Annotated in this window: 14 protein-coding genes; 4 read left to right on the forward strand and 10 right to left on the reverse strand. The window is 63.5% G+C overall.

The genetic code is table 11. The features are described 5' to 3' along the window. Positions 1-11 precede the first annotated feature (11 nt). The 10 genes from ACFJIU_RS27275 to ACFJIU_RS27320 form a co-directional block, all read right to left on the reverse strand. Positions 12-425, reverse strand: a complete 414-nt coding sequence (locus ACFJIU_RS27275; protein WP_379073239.1) for an MAPEG family protein — start codon at positions 423-425, stop codon at positions 12-14. Positions 426-447: 22 nt separating this feature from the next. After that, positions 448-855, reverse strand: a complete 408-nt coding sequence (locus tag ACFJIU_RS27280; RefSeq protein ID WP_379065251.1) for an MAPEG family protein — start codon at positions 853-855, stop codon at positions 448-450. A gap of 128 nt (positions 856-983) precedes the next feature. Further along, positions 984-2246 carry a 2-oxoglutarate dehydrogenase complex dihydrolipoyllysine-residue succinyltransferase gene (gene odhB / locus ACFJIU_RS27285; protein ID WP_379065253.1) on the reverse strand — a complete coding sequence of 421 codons (1263 nt, stop codon included), beginning with the start codon at positions 2244-2246 and terminating at the stop codon, positions 984-986. 41 nt (positions 2247-2287) lie between these two features. Further along, positions 2288-5275 (reverse strand): 2-oxoglutarate dehydrogenase E1 component, encoded by a 2988-nt coding sequence (locus tag ACFJIU_RS27290; RefSeq protein ID WP_379065255.1) that lies wholly within the window; start codon positions 5273-5275, stop codon positions 2288-2290. Between the two features lie 109 nt (positions 5276-5384). Beyond that, positions 5385-6287, reverse strand: a complete 903-nt coding sequence (gene sucD, locus ACFJIU_RS27295) for a succinate--CoA ligase subunit alpha (RefSeq protein WP_129412443.1) — start codon at positions 6285-6287, stop codon at positions 5385-5387. Between the two features lie 11 nt (positions 6288-6298). Further along, entirely contained in the window at positions 6299-6796 is a 498-nt protein-coding gene (locus ACFJIU_RS27300) for a DUF1579 family protein (RefSeq protein ID WP_379065257.1), read from the reverse strand. 28 nt (positions 6797-6824) lie between these two features. Continuing rightward, on the reverse strand, positions 6825-8018 hold the full coding sequence (gene sucC / locus ACFJIU_RS27305) for an ADP-forming succinate--CoA ligase subunit beta (protein ID WP_379065259.1): 1194 nt from the start codon (positions 8016-8018) through the stop codon (positions 6825-6827). A gap of 16 nt (positions 8019-8034) precedes the next feature. After that, a complete protein-coding gene (gene mdh, locus ACFJIU_RS27310; protein WP_379065261.1) occupies positions 8035-9003 on the reverse strand; it encodes a malate dehydrogenase in 969 nt (322 codons plus the stop codon). A gap of 328 nt (positions 9004-9331) precedes the next feature. Beyond that, positions 9332-10516: a cell division protein ZapE gene (gene zapE, locus ACFJIU_RS27315; RefSeq protein WP_379065263.1), complete on the reverse strand. Its 1185-nt coding sequence runs from the start codon at positions 10514-10516 to the stop codon at positions 9332-9334. 48 nt (positions 10517-10564) lie between these two features. Next, positions 10565-11110, reverse strand: coding sequence for an AprI/Inh family metalloprotease inhibitor (locus ACFJIU_RS27320; RefSeq protein ID WP_379065265.1), 546 nt, complete (start codon positions 11108-11110; stop codon positions 10565-10567). 251 nt (positions 11111-11361) lie between these two features. On the opposite strand from ACFJIU_RS27320, the gene ACFJIU_RS27325 reads away from it, so the two are divergent. From ACFJIU_RS27325 to ftsY, 4 genes are all read left to right on the forward strand, one after another. Beyond that, positions 11362-11523 carry a DUF1328 family protein gene (locus tag ACFJIU_RS27325; protein WP_129412449.1) on the forward strand — a complete coding sequence of 54 codons (162 nt, stop codon included), beginning with the start codon at positions 11362-11364 and terminating at the stop codon, positions 11521-11523. 84 nt (positions 11524-11607) lie between these two features. After that, positions 11608-12489 carry a diaminopimelate epimerase gene (dapF, locus tag ACFJIU_RS27330; protein WP_379065268.1) on the forward strand — a complete coding sequence of 294 codons (882 nt, stop codon included), beginning with the start codon at positions 11608-11610 and terminating at the stop codon, positions 12487-12489. Further along, positions 12489-13790, forward strand: coding sequence for a tRNA (N(6)-L-threonylcarbamoyladenosine(37)-C(2))-methylthiotransferase MtaB (gene mtaB, locus ACFJIU_RS27335; RefSeq protein ID WP_379065270.1), 1302 nt, complete (start codon positions 12489-12491; stop codon positions 13788-13790). Before dapF ends, mtaB begins: the two co-directional genes overlap by 1 nt. 14 nt (positions 13791-13804) lie before the next feature. After that, positions 13805-15706: a signal recognition particle-docking protein FtsY gene (gene ftsY / locus ACFJIU_RS27340; RefSeq protein ID WP_379065272.1), complete on the forward strand. Its 1902-nt coding sequence runs from the start codon at positions 13805-13807 to the stop codon at positions 15704-15706. The last annotated feature ends 1 nt before the right edge of the window (position 15707 follow it).

Here is a 15707-nt window from a genome sequence, read left to right on the forward strand (position 1 = left end):
TTGTGGCCGGTCTAGGCCATCAGCCTGACCACCATCAGCGCCAGGCCGAGGATGGAGACGAACCAGACCAGTGTGCGCAGAACCGGAACGCCGGCCGCGTAGAGGAATACATACACGATGCGCGCAACAAACCAGAGCCATGCACCGGTCGCGCCGAGGTCGCCGGTCTTGCCGGTGACCGTCAGCGCCAGGGCCAGGCCGATGAAGGCCGGATAGGTTTCCAGAAAGTTGCCGAGCGCACGCTTCAGCCGACCGGGTAGAACATTTCCCGGTTCCTTCGGCTGATCGCGCGGGCCAAGCAGATATCTCAGGCCAAGATCACTCGACAGGTCGAGCGACAGGGCCTGAACCAGAATATGAACCAGGAGGAAAACAACGCTCCAGCCGAACACCCAGATTTCGCTCGACGCTGCTGCGGCTTCCATCATTCCTCCTGTTCTTCGTGTCCTATGAGGCGATCAGTCGGACCAGCATCATCACCAGACCGACAATGGAGGCGGTCCAGACGATGGTGCGCACCACCGGCACCCCGGCCGCATAGAAAACGACATAAAGCACGCGGGCAACGATCCACAACACCGCACCGGTCGCGGCAATGCCGCCGGTTTTGCCGGTAAGTGCAAGCGCCAGAACCAGAGCGACGAAGGCCGGGTAGGTTTCAAGCAGGTTGTGCAGGGCACGCAGCAGGCGTCCGGCCAGCACACTTTTCGAAACACGGGCCTCGTCGCGCGCGCTGAACAGATATTTCGGGCCGAGATCTCCGATGGTCGAGGCCTGGGCGACGACCTGAATGATCAGGAGCGCCGCGCTCCAGCCAAGAACCTGGACCTCCGTCGATGCCGCAACAGCTTCCATATTCCTTGTCCCCTTTTGTCGAGAGGCGCATCGCGCCCCGCTACGTTCAGTTACAAGCGAAAGTCGTTTGCCGGCCGGTCATTTCGACCGGCCACGACGAAAATCTTCCACGGCAATGGAGAACGCCCTTACAGGTCCAGAACGAGGCGTTCCGGATCTTCCAGGCTTTCCTTGACGCGGACCAGGAAGGTCACGGCTTCCTTGCCGTCGACGATGCGGTGATCGTAGGAGAGCGCCAGATACATCATCGGGCGGATGACGATCTGCCCGCCGACCACCATCGGCCGCTCCTGGATCTTGTGCATGCCGAGAATGCCCGACTGCGGCGCATTCAGGATCGGCGTCGACATCAGCGATCCGTAGACGCCGCCGTTGGAGATCGTGAAGGTGCCGCCCTGCATGTCGGCGACCGAGAGCTTGCCGTCACGCGCGGCAATGCCAAGGCGGCCGATTTCCTTCTCGATCTCGGCGATCGACATGGCGTCCGCGTCACGCACCACCGGCACCACGAGGCCCTTGTCGGTGCCGACGGCCACGCCGATGTGCGCATAGTTCTTGTAGATGATGTCGGTACCGTCGATCTCGGCGTTGACGGCCGGGATTTCCTTCAACGCATGGGTCACGGCCTTGGTGAAGAAGCCCATGAAGCCGAGCTTCACGCCATGCTTCTTCTCGAAGATGTCCTTATATCTGGCGCGCAGGTCCATCACCGCCTTCATGTCCACCTCGTTGAAGGTGGTGAGCATGGCAGCGGTCGACTGCGCATCCTTGAGGCGGCGCGCGATGGTCTGGCGCAGCTTGGTCATGCGCACGCGTTCCTCGCGCACCGCATCACCTTCGGCCGACGGGGCGCGCGGCGCCGCAGGGACCTTTGGCGTTTCAACGGGCTGGGACGGCGCGCCCTTGGAGATGGCGTCGAGCACATCACCCTTCAGCACCTGACCGCGCTTGCCGGAACCGGAAACCTGGTCGACCGCGATGTTGCTCTCGGCGAGCAGCTTGGCGGCGCTCGGCGCCGGCGGCATGGTGCGCGCCTCGATCGGGCCTTCACCGGCAACCTGGTTGCTCTGGGCGGCGGCTTCCTTGACGGTCGAGGCAGCGGTTGGCGCCGAAGCCTGGGCAACCGCCTCCGGCTTGGTGGCTGGCGCGCCCGCACCGGCACCGATCGTGCCGAGCAGAGCGCCGACGCCGACCGTCTCGCCTTCCTTCACGGTGATTTCCACCAGCGTGCCGGCAGCAGGTGCAGGCACTTCCACCGTCACCTTGTCGGTTTCCAGCTCGACCAGCGGTTCGTCGGCGGCAATGGCGTCGCCGACCTTCTTGAACCACTTGCCGATGGTTGCTTCGGTGACCGACTCGCCGAGTGTCGGGACTTTGATTTCGGTAGCCATGTGCCTGTCCGTTGTTGTCGGTTGGGTTCGGTGTGCCCGGCTTAACCGCCGAGCGCGTCTTCGAGAAGGGCGGCCAGCTGCGCCAGATGCTTCGACATCAGGCCGGTGGCCGGCGAAGCGGCTGCCGGGCGGCCGGTGTAGCGCACGCGCTGATGCTTGGCGTCGATATGGGCGAGCACCCACTCCAGATACGGGTCGATGAATGACCAGGCACCCATGTTCTTGGGTTCTTCCTGGCACCAGACCATCTCCGCGTTGCGGAAGCGCGACAGTTCGGTGATCAGCGCCTTGGCCGGGAACGGATAGAGCTGCTCGACACGCAACAGGTAGATGTCGTCGATGCCACGCTTCTCGCGTTCCTCGTAGAGGTCGTAATAGACCTTGCCGGTGCACAGCACGACGCGACGGATCTTCGAATCCTTGACCAGCTTGATCGCCTGGTTCGGCAACAGCTGGGCATCATCCCACAGGAGGCGGTGGAACGAGCTCTCGCCCGACAGCTCGGCGATGGTCGACACCGCGCGCTTGTGGCGCAGCAGCGACTTCGGCGTCATCAGGATCAGCGGCTTGCGGAAGTCGCGCTTCAGCTGCCGGCGCAGGATGTGGAAGTAGTTGGCCGGCGTCGTACAGTTGGCGACTTGCATGTTGTCTTCGGCGCAGAGCTGCAGGAAGCGCTCGAGGCGGGCCGACGAGTGTTCCGGACCCTGACCCTCATAGCCGTGCGGCAGTAGGCAGACGAGGCCTGACATGCGCAGCCATTTGCGCTCGCCCGACGAGATGAACTGGTCGAACACCACCTGCGCGCCGTTGGCGAAGTCGCCGAACTGGGCTTCCCACAAGGTCAACGCCTTCGGATCGGCCAGCGAGTAGCCATACTCGAAACCGAGCACGGCCTCTTCCGAGAGCATCGAATTGATGACCTCGTAGCCTGCCTGCGCCGGCGACAGGTTGTTGAGCGGGATGTAGCGGGTTTCGTCGCGCTGGTCGTAGAGCACGGAGTGGCGCTGCGAGAAGGTGCCGCGTTCCGAATCCTGGCCGGACAGACGGATCGGATTGCCGTCGAGCAGGATGGCGCCGAAGGCGAGCGCCTCGGCGGTCGACCAGTCGATGCCCTCGCCGGTTTCGATGGCCTGGCGGCGGTTGTCGAGGAAGCGCGCGATGGTCTTGTGCGCTTCGAAATCCTTCGGCACCTCGGTCAGCTTCTTGCCGATTTCCTTCAGTGTCTTGACCGGCACGGCGGTCTTGCCACGGCGCAGCTCGTCCTGCTGGTCGGCCGAGCGCAGTCCGGACCAGGCGCCGTCGAGCCAGTCGGCCTTGTTCGGCTTGTAGGCCTGGCCGACTTCCCACTCGCTTTCCAGATGCGCGCGCCAGTCCGCCTTCATCTTGTCGAAATCGGCCTGGGCAAGGTGGCCTTCGGCGATGAGGCGATCAGCATAGAGCTGCACGGCGGTCTTCTGCGTGCGGATCTTGCGGTACATGATCGGCTGGGTGAAGGCCGGCTCGTCGCCCTCATTGTGGCCGAAGCGGCGATAGCAGAACATGTCCACAACCACCGGCTTGTGGAACTTCATGCGGAATTCGGTCGCCACCTTGGCGGCGAACACCACGGCTTCCGGATCGTCGCCGTTGACGTGGAAAATCGGCGCCTCGATCATCTTGGCCACATCCGACGGATAGGGCGAAGAGCGCGAGAAGCGTGGATTCGTGGTGAAGCCGATCTGGTTGTTGATGATGAAGTGCAGCGTGCCGGCGACGCGATGGCCGCGCAGGCCGGAGAGGCCGAGGATTTCGGCGATCACGCCCTGGCCGGCGAAGGCGGCGTCACCATGCAGCAGCAGCGGCATGACCTTGGCCCGTTCGGCCAAGGGCACGATCTCGCCGCGCTCGCGACCGACGAGCTGGTCCTGCTTGGCGCGGGCCTTGCCCATCACCACCGGATCGACGATTTCCAGATGCGACGGATTGGCGGTCAGCGACAGGTGCACCTTGTTGCCGTCGAACTCGCGGTCCGAGGAGGCGCCGAGGTGATACTTCACGTCGCCCGAACCCTCGACATCGTCGGGGGCATAGGAGCCGCCCTTGAATTCGTGGAAGATGGCTCGATGCGGCTTCGCCATCACCTGCGAAAGCACGTTGAGGCGGCCGCGATGGGCCATGCCGAGCACGACCTCCTTGAGGCCGAGCTGGCCGCCGCGCTTGAGGATCTGCTCCAGCGCCGGGATCAGCGATTCGCCACCATCAAGGCCGAAGCGCTTTGTGCCCTTGTACCTGACGTCGAGGAACTGCTCGAAGCCTTCGGCCTCGATCAGCTTCTGCAGGATCGCCTTCTTGCCCTCGGCGGTGAAGGAGATCTCCTTGTCGGCGCCTTCGATGCGGGCCTGGATCCAGGCCTTTTCCTCGGGGTCCGAGATATGCATGAACTCGACACCCAGCGTCGAGCAGTAGGTGCGCGTCAGGATCTCCAGCATCTGCCGGATAGTGCCGAACTCGAGGCCCAGCACGTTGTCGAGGAAGATCGGCCGGTCGTAGTCGGCCTCGGTGAAGCCGTAGTTGGCCGGCGACAGCTCGTTATAGTCCTCGAGCGGATTGGCAATACCGAGCGGGTCGAGATTGGCGTGCAGGTGGCCGCGCATGCGGAAGGCGCGGATCATCATGATGGCGCGCACGGAATCGCGCGTCTGCTGATGGACATCGGCCTCGGAGACGGCGACGCCATTGCTGGCGGCCTTTTCCTTGACCTTCTTCTCGATGGTCTTTTCGACCAGGCCCCAATTGCCGTCGAGCGCGGAAACCAGCTCGCCGTTGGCGACCAGCGGCCAGGAAGGACGCGCCCAGGATGCGCCCTTGGCGTTCTTCTTCACATCGGCAGCGTCATCCTTCAGCGCGGCGAAGAAATCCTGCCATTCCGGATCGACCGACGCCGGATTGTCCTCATAGGCGGCATAAAGCGCATCGATGTAGTCGGCGTTGCCGCCATAGAGGAACGAAGTGAGGGAAAATTGGTCGTTGGCCTGATCTTGTCGTGCCATCTTTGTCTCGGAGCGCTCGCTCCGTCTCCTTTGTGAAGGGGAGTAAGGCAACAAGGCAGTAGGGGAATGTTCCGGTCCCGATGCCTTACTGCCCCAATCCCTTATTCCCTTAACCCTTGATCGCTTCGACCAGCGTCGTGCCGAGGCGCGCCGGCGACGGCGACACGCGAATGCCCGCCGATTCCATCGCTGCGATCTTGTCTTCCGCGCCGCCCTTGCCGCCCGAGATCACCGCGCCGGCGTGACCCATGGTGCGGCCGGCCGGAGCCGTGCGGCCGGCAATGAAACCGGCCATCGGCTTCTTGCGGCCACGCTTGGCTTCGTCCTTGAGGAACTGCGCGGCGTCTTCTTCGGCAGAACCGCCGATCTCGCCGATCATGATGATCGATTTGGTTTCGTCGTCGGCCAGGAACATCTCCAGCACGTCGATGAACTCCGTGCCCTTGACGGGATCGCCGCCGATGCCGACTGCAGTGGTCTGGCCGAGGCCGACATTGGAGGTCTGGAACACAGCTTCATAGGTAAGCGTTCCCGAGCGCGAAACAACGCCCACCGAGCCTTTCTTGAAGATGTTGCCGGGCATGATGCCGATCTTGCACTGTTCCGGCGTCAGCACGCCGGGGCAGTTGGGGCCAAGCAGCCGCGACTTGGAGTTTTCCAGCCGGGCCTTGACCCGCACCATGTCCAGCACCGGGATGCCCTCGGTGATGCAGACGATGAAAGGAACCTCGGCGTCGATCGCCTCGATGATCGCCTCGGCGGCGCCTGCCGGCGGCACATAGACGACGGAGGCGGTAGCACCGGTCCTCTCCTTGCCTTCGGCCACCGACGAGAAGATCGGCAGCGTCTCGCCCTTGGCGCCGGTCCAGGTCTCGCCGCCCTTCTTCGGGTGGATGCCGCCGACCATCTGCGTGCCGTAATAGGCCAGCGCCTGTTCGGTGTGGAAGGTGCCGGTCTTGCCGGTCAGGCCCTGAACCAGGATTTTGGTGTTCTTGTCGACGAGAATGGACATGCCCAACCTTTTTACGAGAGGGTGATTGAGGAAGGTGAGACGCGCCGGTAGACGCCGCTCACCATGTCTTGCCAGACGTCGCTGCCGGCCGCCTTGAACTCGAGGCGCATGCGGTAGCTGTCGGCGGTATCGAAATTGTAGGTCACGCGCGCGGCACCGCGCGGCGAGGTCTTCACCAGTGCCAGCTCGTTGCCGATCCAGGCGCCGGAAGCCGGCGCCGCCGGCACGAAACCCATGGTGTCGAACTGATGCATGGTGCAGGCACCGTTCGGCAGGTCGAAACCAAAGACGTTGTGCGAAGCGAAGGACGCCTTGCCGTCGCGGCTCTGCCGATAGCGCTGCACCACAAACAGACCGTCGAACTCGGGTTCGGCCACGATCTCGGCGGTGGCCTTGCCGGCCGGTGCCCATTGCGTGGCCGAAATCTCCTCCTCGCCATGCCACGCGCCAACCAGCGCCTGCAGGCGCTGGTGGTCGGGTGACAGAGCGGGTGAAGATGCCGTGCTCATGGTCGAAGCCGTTTCAGCCAGAAACCGTTCAGCCCTTGACCGCCGCCACGATCTTCTTGGCAGCGTCGTCGAGATCGTCGGCCGGCGTGACGTTCAAGCCGCTTTCGCGGATGATCTTCTTGCCAAGCTCGACATTGGTGCCTTCGAGGCGCACGACCAGCGGCACTTTCAGGCCGACTTCCTTGACGGCCGCGACAACGCCCTCGGCGATGACATCGCATTTCATGATGCCGCCGAAGATGTTGACGAGGATGCCTTCGACCGCGGGATCCTTGGTGATGATCTTGAAGGCGGCCGTCACCTTCTCCTTCGAAGCGCCGCCGCCGACGTCGAGGAAGTTGGCGGGTTCGGCGCCGTAGAGCTTGATGATGTCCATGGTCGCCATGGCAAGGCCGGCGCCATTGACCATGCAGCCGATGTTGCCGTCGAGCGCGACATAGGCGAGGTCGTATTTCGACGCCTCGATTTCCTTCTCGTCCTCTTCGGTCTCGTCGCGCAGTTCCATCATGTCGGCATGGCGGAACAGCGCGTTGTTGTCGAACGACACCTTGGCGTCGAGCACGCGCAGGCGGCCGTTCTTCATGACGATGAGCGGGTTCACCTCGAGCAAGCTCATGTCCTTCTCGGTGAAAGCCTTGTAGAGCAGCGGGAACAGCGTTTCGCCGTCCTTGGCTGCATCGCCCGAAAGCTTCAGTGCGGCATTCAGCCCGGCGATGTCGTCGCCGGTCACGCCCTTGGCAGGATCGATCGCCAGCGTGACGATCTTTTCCGGCGTGTCGTGCGCGACGGTCTCGATGTCCATGCCGCCTTCCGTCGAAACGACGAAGGCAACGCGGCCGACCGAGCGGTCGACCAGGATCGACAGATAGAGCTCACGGTCGATGTCGGCGCCGTCCTCGATGTAGAGGCGGTTGACCTGCTTGCCGGCAGGGCCGGTCTGCTTGGTCACCAGCGTGTGGCCGAGCATCTCGTTGACGTTGGCGACCACCTCGGCGATCGACTTGGCCAGCCGCACGCCGCCCTTGGCATCGGCGGACAGTTCCTTGAACTTGCCCTTGCCGCGGCCGCCGGCGTGAATCTGGCTCTTCACGACATAGAGTGGTCCGGGCAGCCGCTTGGCGGCGGCTTCCGCGTCACCAGCCTGGAACACCGGCACGCCTTCCGCGACCGGAGCGCCGAAACCCTTGAGAACCTGCTTTGCCTGATATTCGTGGATGTTCATCTGGAGCGGTCCCCGTTTACTTTTGACCGAGCTGCGGCGCGATCGCCACACAGGCCTCGCAAAGGCCCTTCACGGCTTCGACCGACTTCTCGAACATCTTTTCCTCGGTCTTGTTGAAGTCGAGCTCGATGATGCGCTCGACGCCACCGGCACCGATCACCACCGGCACGCCGACATAGGTATCCTTGAGGCCGTACTGGCCGTTGAGGTGCGCGGCGCAAGGCAGGACGCGCTTCTTGTCCTTCAGGTAGCTCTCGGCCATGGCGATCGCCGAGGCGGCCGGGGCGTAGTAAGCCGAGCCGGTCTTGAGCAGGCCGACGATCTCGCCGCCACCCTTGCGGGTGCGCTCGACGATGGCGTCAAGCTTCTCCTGGCTGGTCCAGCCCATCTTGACGAGGTCCGGCAACGGAATGCCGGCGACGGTGGAGTAGCGGGTCATCGGCACCATGTCGTCGCCGTGGCCACCAAGCGTCATGGCGCTGACGTCCTCGACCGAAACCTTGAATTCCTCGGCCAGGAAATAGCGGAAGCGGGCGGAGTCGAGCACGCCGGCCATGCCGACGACATGGCTCTTTGGCAGGCCGGAGAACTTCTGCAGCGCCCAGACCATCGCATCGAGCGGGTTGGTGATGCAGATGACGAAAGCGTTCGGGGCATATTTCTTGATGCCGGCACCGACCTGTTCCATCACCTTGAGGTTGATGCCGAGCAGGTCGTCGCGGCTCATGCCGGGCTTGCGCGGCACGCCGGCGGTGACGATGCACACATCCGCACCCTCGATGCCGGCATAATCGTTGACGCCGACGTAACGCGTGTCGAAGCCGTCCACCGGCGAGGATTCCGCGATATCCAGTCCCTTGCCCTGAGGAATGCCTTCCGCGATGTCGAACAGCACGACGTCGCCGAGTTCCTTCAGGCCGATCATGTGAGCGAGCGTGCCGCCAATCATGCCGGAGCCGATGAGCGCTATCTTGTTGCGTGCCATGTGAGGATCAATTCCCTTGTCAAAAGACGGCGCCATTGCGGCGTCGGAGGAGAGGCCGGTAGGATCGGGAAACCCGCGAGATTTCGCCGCACCCAATAGTCCCGTTGTGGAAAAAATTCAAACGATTATTTTGAGGCTAAATATTTCAATCGGTTAGATTACTTTGGATTTACGTAAACGTCAAAATTCGAACGTGCTTGTAGAGCCGGTTCTGGCAAGATGACCATAGAGATCAGAAGATTGTTGCCGAGTGATGACGCATTGCTCTGCGGTGAGGCTGGGAAGGTGCCCCGCGAGCCCGTCGAGACTGCGGGCGGTGGCGCACGTTCTAACCGGCCAGGGCCGGCTTGGCCTGTCTTTCGGACCAGCCTTCGAGCCAGTCCTTGCTCTGCATTTCGATGAGGCGGGATACGGTGCGGTCGAATTCGAACGCTTCGGTCGTACCGGCGCGACCGGCATAAAGCCCGTCGGCCGTTGCTTCGGCACTCACGACGACGCGCTTCCTAGTGTCGTAGAGCGTATCCACCAGCAGGATGAAACGCTTGGCGGGATTGCGGCGCGTCTGGTCGAGCACCGGCACGTTGTCGATGAAGATCGTGTCGAAACGCTCGGCGATCGCCAGGTAGTCGCGCGCACCAAGCGGTGCGTCACACAATTCCGCGAAGGAAAAGCGCGCATTGGCGCCGACGGCACGGGGAACCGACACATGCCGGCCCTTGAGCGGGATCTCGACCACCGTCGAGGCGTGGCCGTGGGTCACGGCATGCCAGGCCTCGTCCATCCTGCGGCCGGTCTCTTCGCCCAGCGGGGTCATATAGACCGGCAGCCGGTTGAGCTTCTCCAGTCGATAGTCGGTGTCGGAGTCCAGCGTCACCACGTCTGCATGGCGTTCCAGTATCGCGATGAAAGGCAGGAAGAGTTGCCGGTTGAGGCCGTCGCGATAGAGATCGTGCGGCGCCACATTGGAGGTGGCCACCAGCACGACACCGCTGGCGAACAGCGCTGAAAACAGCCGCGACAGGATCATCGCGTCGGCGATATCGGTGACAGTGAACTCGTCGAAGCACAGCACCCATGATTCTTCGGCCAGCGCCTTGGCGACCGGCGGGATAGGATCGTCCTCCTTGACGGTACCTTCCTTGCGGGCCTGCCGGTGCTTCTGGATGCGGTCCTGCACGTCGGCCATGAAGTCGTTGAAATGGACGCGTCGCTTGCGCCTGACCGGCACGAGCTCGAAGAAAATATCCATCAGCATTGTCTTGCCGCGGCCGACGCCGCCGTAGACATAAAGGCCCTTGACGACGGCAGGGGTTCGGGGTCGCCTGGCGAACAGCCAGCCCAGCGCGCTGGACTTATGCGCCAGGCGCTTGTCGGCGATTTCGTCGATGAGGCGGTCGAGCCGCCCTACGATACGCTCCTGTGCGGCGTCGCGCGTGACCGCGCCGGTCTCGACGAGATGGTCGTAGCGCTGCCTGACGGTCGCGTGGGTCTGGAGGCCGTCACGCACATGCATGATGTATGGTCACCGGATGGGGATAGGGAATACCTATCCCGACTGGTCTTATCTGGAAAGCGAGATCGGCTGGCCGTTCGAGGTCTGGCCGTCGAATTTGGTCGGGCTCGAGGAATAGAGCCTGGCCAGAGTGCCGCCGTCCTGATCGTAGAGGGTCAGCTGCTTGCCGGCGACGTTCCACGACTTGACGTTGTCGATCGGCGGGGGGCAGCGCAGCGGGCCGGCGCGATAGCCCTGGCCGAATTTGGTCTGCGGGGTCGCCACCTTGCAGCCCTGGCCGGCGACCGAAGCGCTCCACACACCGGCAATCGCCGACGCCGTGAGGTCCGGTGCGTTGGCTGGCGGCGTGGCGCCACCGCCCGCCGGCAGCGAAGCCACCTGGGTGCCGGCGCCCGGTGCGGTCGGAAACTTGGAGGCATCGGTCGGAGCCGGAGCGGCCGGCGGCGGCAGCTGGCTCGAGGAAACGGTGCCGGAAGGCTGCGGCTCGAGCGGAGCGGGCTGCGAGTCCTCCGAGCCAAAGCGCGTGCTGGTACAGCCGCTGGCGACGAGTGCGGCTAGCGATACGGCAACAAGACCGGATCTCGAAAGGATCATGGCAACCTCCGCGGCCCGAAACGGGCGCCGTCCAAAGAAAATGCGCCTTCCACCAAAAGGGCGAAGGCGGCAGAATTTCAACCCGATATGGTTAAAATAGGGTTTGCGCTGGCGTCTGTTGCATTTTTATCGCAACCGGGAGCGGTGCCGTTACCGCAGTTCGGACGTCGCGGATGTCCCTTCATCTTTTCGGAACCCAGCATTCGAAACAGCGTTTGAGCGTCGTCAGTCTATCGATTGCGGGTATATAAATGCTCAAGTGGATTCTCATCCTGCTCATTGTCGCTGCTGCGGCAAGCCTGCTCGGCATGCCGGCACTGGCCGGCGCTGCAGCGACCGGTGCGCGCATTCTGATCGCCATAGTTCTGGTGCTGTTCCTGCTGCTGCTCCTCGGCGTCTTCGCCATCACCTGATTTGCTCCACTTCTCGGCCGGACTGGTAATTTCCGGCCGTTTCCGCCATATAGCGCCAAACAGACGTGGAATTTCGGGACCATTATGGCTGGCGCAGCCCCCTTCGCCAAAATGAATGGCATCGGCAACGAGATCATCGTTGCCGACATGCGTGGTCGTGCCGACAAGGTCACGGCGGCGGCGGCGATCGCGCTCAATGCCGATCCCGCCACGCGCTTCGACCAGATCATGGCGATCTATGACGCGAAAACGCCCGGTACCGCCTATTTCGTCGAGATCCTGAACTCGGATGGATCGTCGGCACAGGCCTGCGGCAATGGCATGCGTTGCGTGGTGCAGGCCCTGGCCGCCGAAACCGGGCAGACGATGTTCACCTTCGAAACCGTCGCCGGTATCCTCAACGCCAGGCAGCACGCCGACGGGCTGATCTCGGTGGACATGGGCAAGCCGCGTTTCGGCTGGCAGGAAATCCCGCTGGCCGAGGAATTTCGCGATACCCGCATGATCGAGCTGCAGATCGGGCCGATCGATGCGCCGGTGCTGCATTCGCCCTCGGCCGTCTCGATGGGCAATCCGCATGCGATCTTCTGGGTCGACAACGACGTCTGGAGCTATGAGCTCGAACGTTTTGGCCCGATGCTGGAAAACCATCCGATGTTCCCGGAACGCGCCAACATCAGCATCGCCCAGGTGACCTCGCCCGACAGCATGGTCATCCGTACATGGGAGCGTGGTGCGGGTCTCACCAAGGCCTGCGGCTCTGCTGCCTGCGCGGCAGCGGTGGCCGGCGCGCGTACCAAGCGCACCGGACGCAGCGTCAACCTCACCGCGCCGGGCGGACAGTTGCATGTCGAATGGCGCGGGGACGACAACGTTGTCCTGACCGGCCCGGCCGCATGGGAATTTTCCGGCACCTTTGATCCGGCCAACGGCGCCTGGACGCGCGATACCGAGAGCGCCGCCTGATGCCGGAAGCGCCTGCCAAGGGGATCGAGGTCGTCACCTTCGGTTGCCGGCTCAACACCTATGAATCCGAAGTGATGCGCAGGGAGGCCGAAAGTGCTGGCCTAGGCGCTCTGAAGGGCGGCGCGATCATCTTCAACACCTGTGCCGTGACAGGTGAAGCGGTGCGCCAGGCCAAGCAGTCGATCCGCAAGGCGCGACGCGAGAACCCGGAAGCCCGCATCATCGTGACCGGCTGCGCGGCCCAGACCAAGCCAGAGGATTTCTCCGCCATGGGCGAAGTCGACCTCGTGCTCGGCAACGAGGAAAAGCTCAAGGCGCACAACTACCGCGCGCTGCCCGACTTCGGCGTCAATGATTTCGAAAAGGCCCGCGTCAACGACATCATGTCGGTGAAGGAAACGGCATCGCATATGGTCGATGCCATAGAGGGGCGCGCGCGTGCCTTCGTGCAGGTGCAGAATGGCTGCGACCACCGCTGCACCTTCTGCATCATCCCTTATGGTCGTGGCAATTCGCGCTCGGTGCCCATGGGGGCCGTGGTCGAGCAGATCAAGCGGCTGGCCGGCAATGGTTACGCCGAGATCGTGCTTTCCGGTGTCGACATGACAAGCTATGGCGCCGACCTGCCTGGCGCGCCGCGACTGGGCAGGCTGGTGAAGACCATTCTGCGCCAGGTGCCGGAGGTGAGGCGGCTGCGCCTGTCGTCGATCGATTCGATCGAGGCCGATGACGACCTGCTCGAAGCGATCGCCACCGAGAGCCGGCTGATGCCGCATCTGCATCTGTCGCTGCAGTCGGGCGACGACATGATCCTCAAGCGCATGAAGCGGCGGCATCTGCGCGACCAGTCCATCCGATTCTGCGAGGATGTGCGGAAGCTGCGGCCCGGCATCGTCTTCGGCGCCGACATCATCGCCGGCTTTCCGACCGAAACGGACGCCATGTTCGACAATTCGGTCGCAATCGTCGAGGAATGTGGCCTCACCCATCTCCATGTGTTTCCGTTCAGTCCGCGTGAAGGCACGCCGGCTGCGCGCATGCCGCAGGTGCGGCGCGATTTGGTGAAAAGCCGCGCAGCCCGATTGCGCGCGGCAGGCGATGCCGCCTACGCCAGGCACCTGGCATCCCTTGGCGGCACGACGCAGTCTATCCTCATCGAACGTGCGGGTCTTGGCCGCACCGAGGGCTTCACGCTGGCGGCGATCGCGGCCGGCCAGCCCGGGGAAATCATCGAGGCGGTGGTGACCGGCCATGACGGCGCCCGGCTCGAAGCCGCGCCGCTGACCGCACGCGCAGCCTGAAACGAGCGGGACGCATGGCATTCGGGTTCATCAAAAAGGTCTTTTCCTTCGGCAAGAAGGAAGTGGTGGAGGAGAAGGTCGACGAGACCGCCCCGCTGCCGCCGCTCAATTTCGACGCGTTGGAAGCGCTCAGGCCCGCCGCCGAACAGGAAGTCCCCGATTTCCTGAAACGCGAAGAGCAGGCCGAAGCGATACCGGCTCCGGAACCGGCCGCGCCAGAAAAGATCGAACCAGCGGCGCCGGAAGCCAAGGCGGCTGACGAAGAACCGATCGAGATCGCCGAGCAGGAAGTCCCTGATTTCCTGAAGCGCGAAGAGCAGGCCGAAACGGTACCGGCTTCGGGACCGGTCACGCCTGAACCCGAAAAGGTCGAACCGGCGGGGCCTGAAGCCGAGGCACCCGACCAGGAATTGATCGAGACTGCCGCAGAACCGGAGGCGCTGACAGCTCAGGTCGAACAGCCGGCGTTTGTCGAGACCGCGCCCGAGCCGGTTACAGAAGAACCTGAAGAGGCTCCTGTCGCGCAAATCGATGTCGAGCAGGCAGAGGCAGTTGTCGAGTCGGAGCCGGTAGCGCCCGTTGTCGAACCGGTAGAACCAAAGCCCGTCGCCGAAGTCGAGGCAACGCCGGCACCGGAAGCGGATACAGCCGCCGAATCGCCTCCCGCTATGCCGGAGCCGGAGGTTGAACACTCCGAGCTGGAAAGTCAGCCCGAGACACCGCAGGCCGAAGAAGAGCCTGCGATGGCAGTCGAGCCGACAATTGTCGTCGAGGAAGTGCCGCAAGCGGAAACCGAAACCGCGTCGGAAATAGTCGTACCCGAGTCGGAACCTGAACCAGTTGCGCTCGAGCCGGTGGAAGCGCCTCAGGTCGAAGCGACTGTGCCTCCCACTCCTGTTGCGGAAGCGGCCGCTGCCCGTGCAACTGCCGGCAAGGTTACCGTCAGCAAGAAAGTCGAGCAGAAGACAGAGCCCGAAAAGGCTCCCGAACCGGTTGCGAAGCGCTCGTGGTTCCAGCGTATGCGCGAGGGGCTCGCCCGCTCGTCGCGTGAACTGAGCGGCAACATTGCCGGTGTCTTCACCAAGCGCAAGCTCGACGAGGAGACGCTGCAGGACCTGGAGGACGTGCTGATCCGCGCCGACCTTGGTGTCGAGACAGCCCTGCGCGTCACCGATTCCCTGGCCTCCAGCCGCTACGGCAAGGATGTGTCCGATACGGAAGTGCGTGCGGTCATGGCTGCCGAGGTGGAAAAGGTGCTGGGACCGGTGGCAAAGCCGCTGGAGCTCGACCTGTCGCACAAGCCGCATGTCATCCTCGTCGTCGGCGTCAACGGCACCGGCAAGACCACGACCATCGGCAAGCTTGCCGCCAAGCTCACCGACGGCGGGCTTTCGGTGATGCTGGCCGCCGGCGACACGTTCCGCGCTGCCGCCATCGAACAGCTCAAGATCTGGGGTGAACGCACCAAATCGCCCGTCATCGCCACCAAGCTCGGTGCCGACGCCGCCGGTCTCGCCTATGACGCCTTTGAAAAGGCAAGGGAAGCCGGCTCCGACGTCCTGATCATCGACACGGCCGGCCGCCTGCAGAACAAGGCCGAGCTGATGGCGGAGCTGGAAAAGATCGTGCGCGTTCTGGGCAAGCTCGATCCGGAAGCGCCGCACACCGTGCTGCAGACGGTGGACGCGACAACGGGCCAGAATGCGCTCAACCAGGTCGAGATCTTCCGCAACATCGCGGGGGTCAACGGGCTGGTGATGACCAAGCTGGACGGCACGGCGCGCGGCGGTATCCTGGTCGCCATCGCCGCCAAACATAAGCTGCCGGTCTATTTTATCGGTGTCGGCGAACAGGTCGACGACCTCGAACCCTTTTCCGCCAGCGATTTCGCCAGGGCGATTGCCGGCGTTGGATAGA

This window comes from Mesorhizobium sp. UC74_2 (assembly GCF_042701485.1).
Taxonomy (GTDB): domain Bacteria; phylum Pseudomonadota; class Alphaproteobacteria; order Rhizobiales; family Rhizobiaceae; genus Mesorhizobium.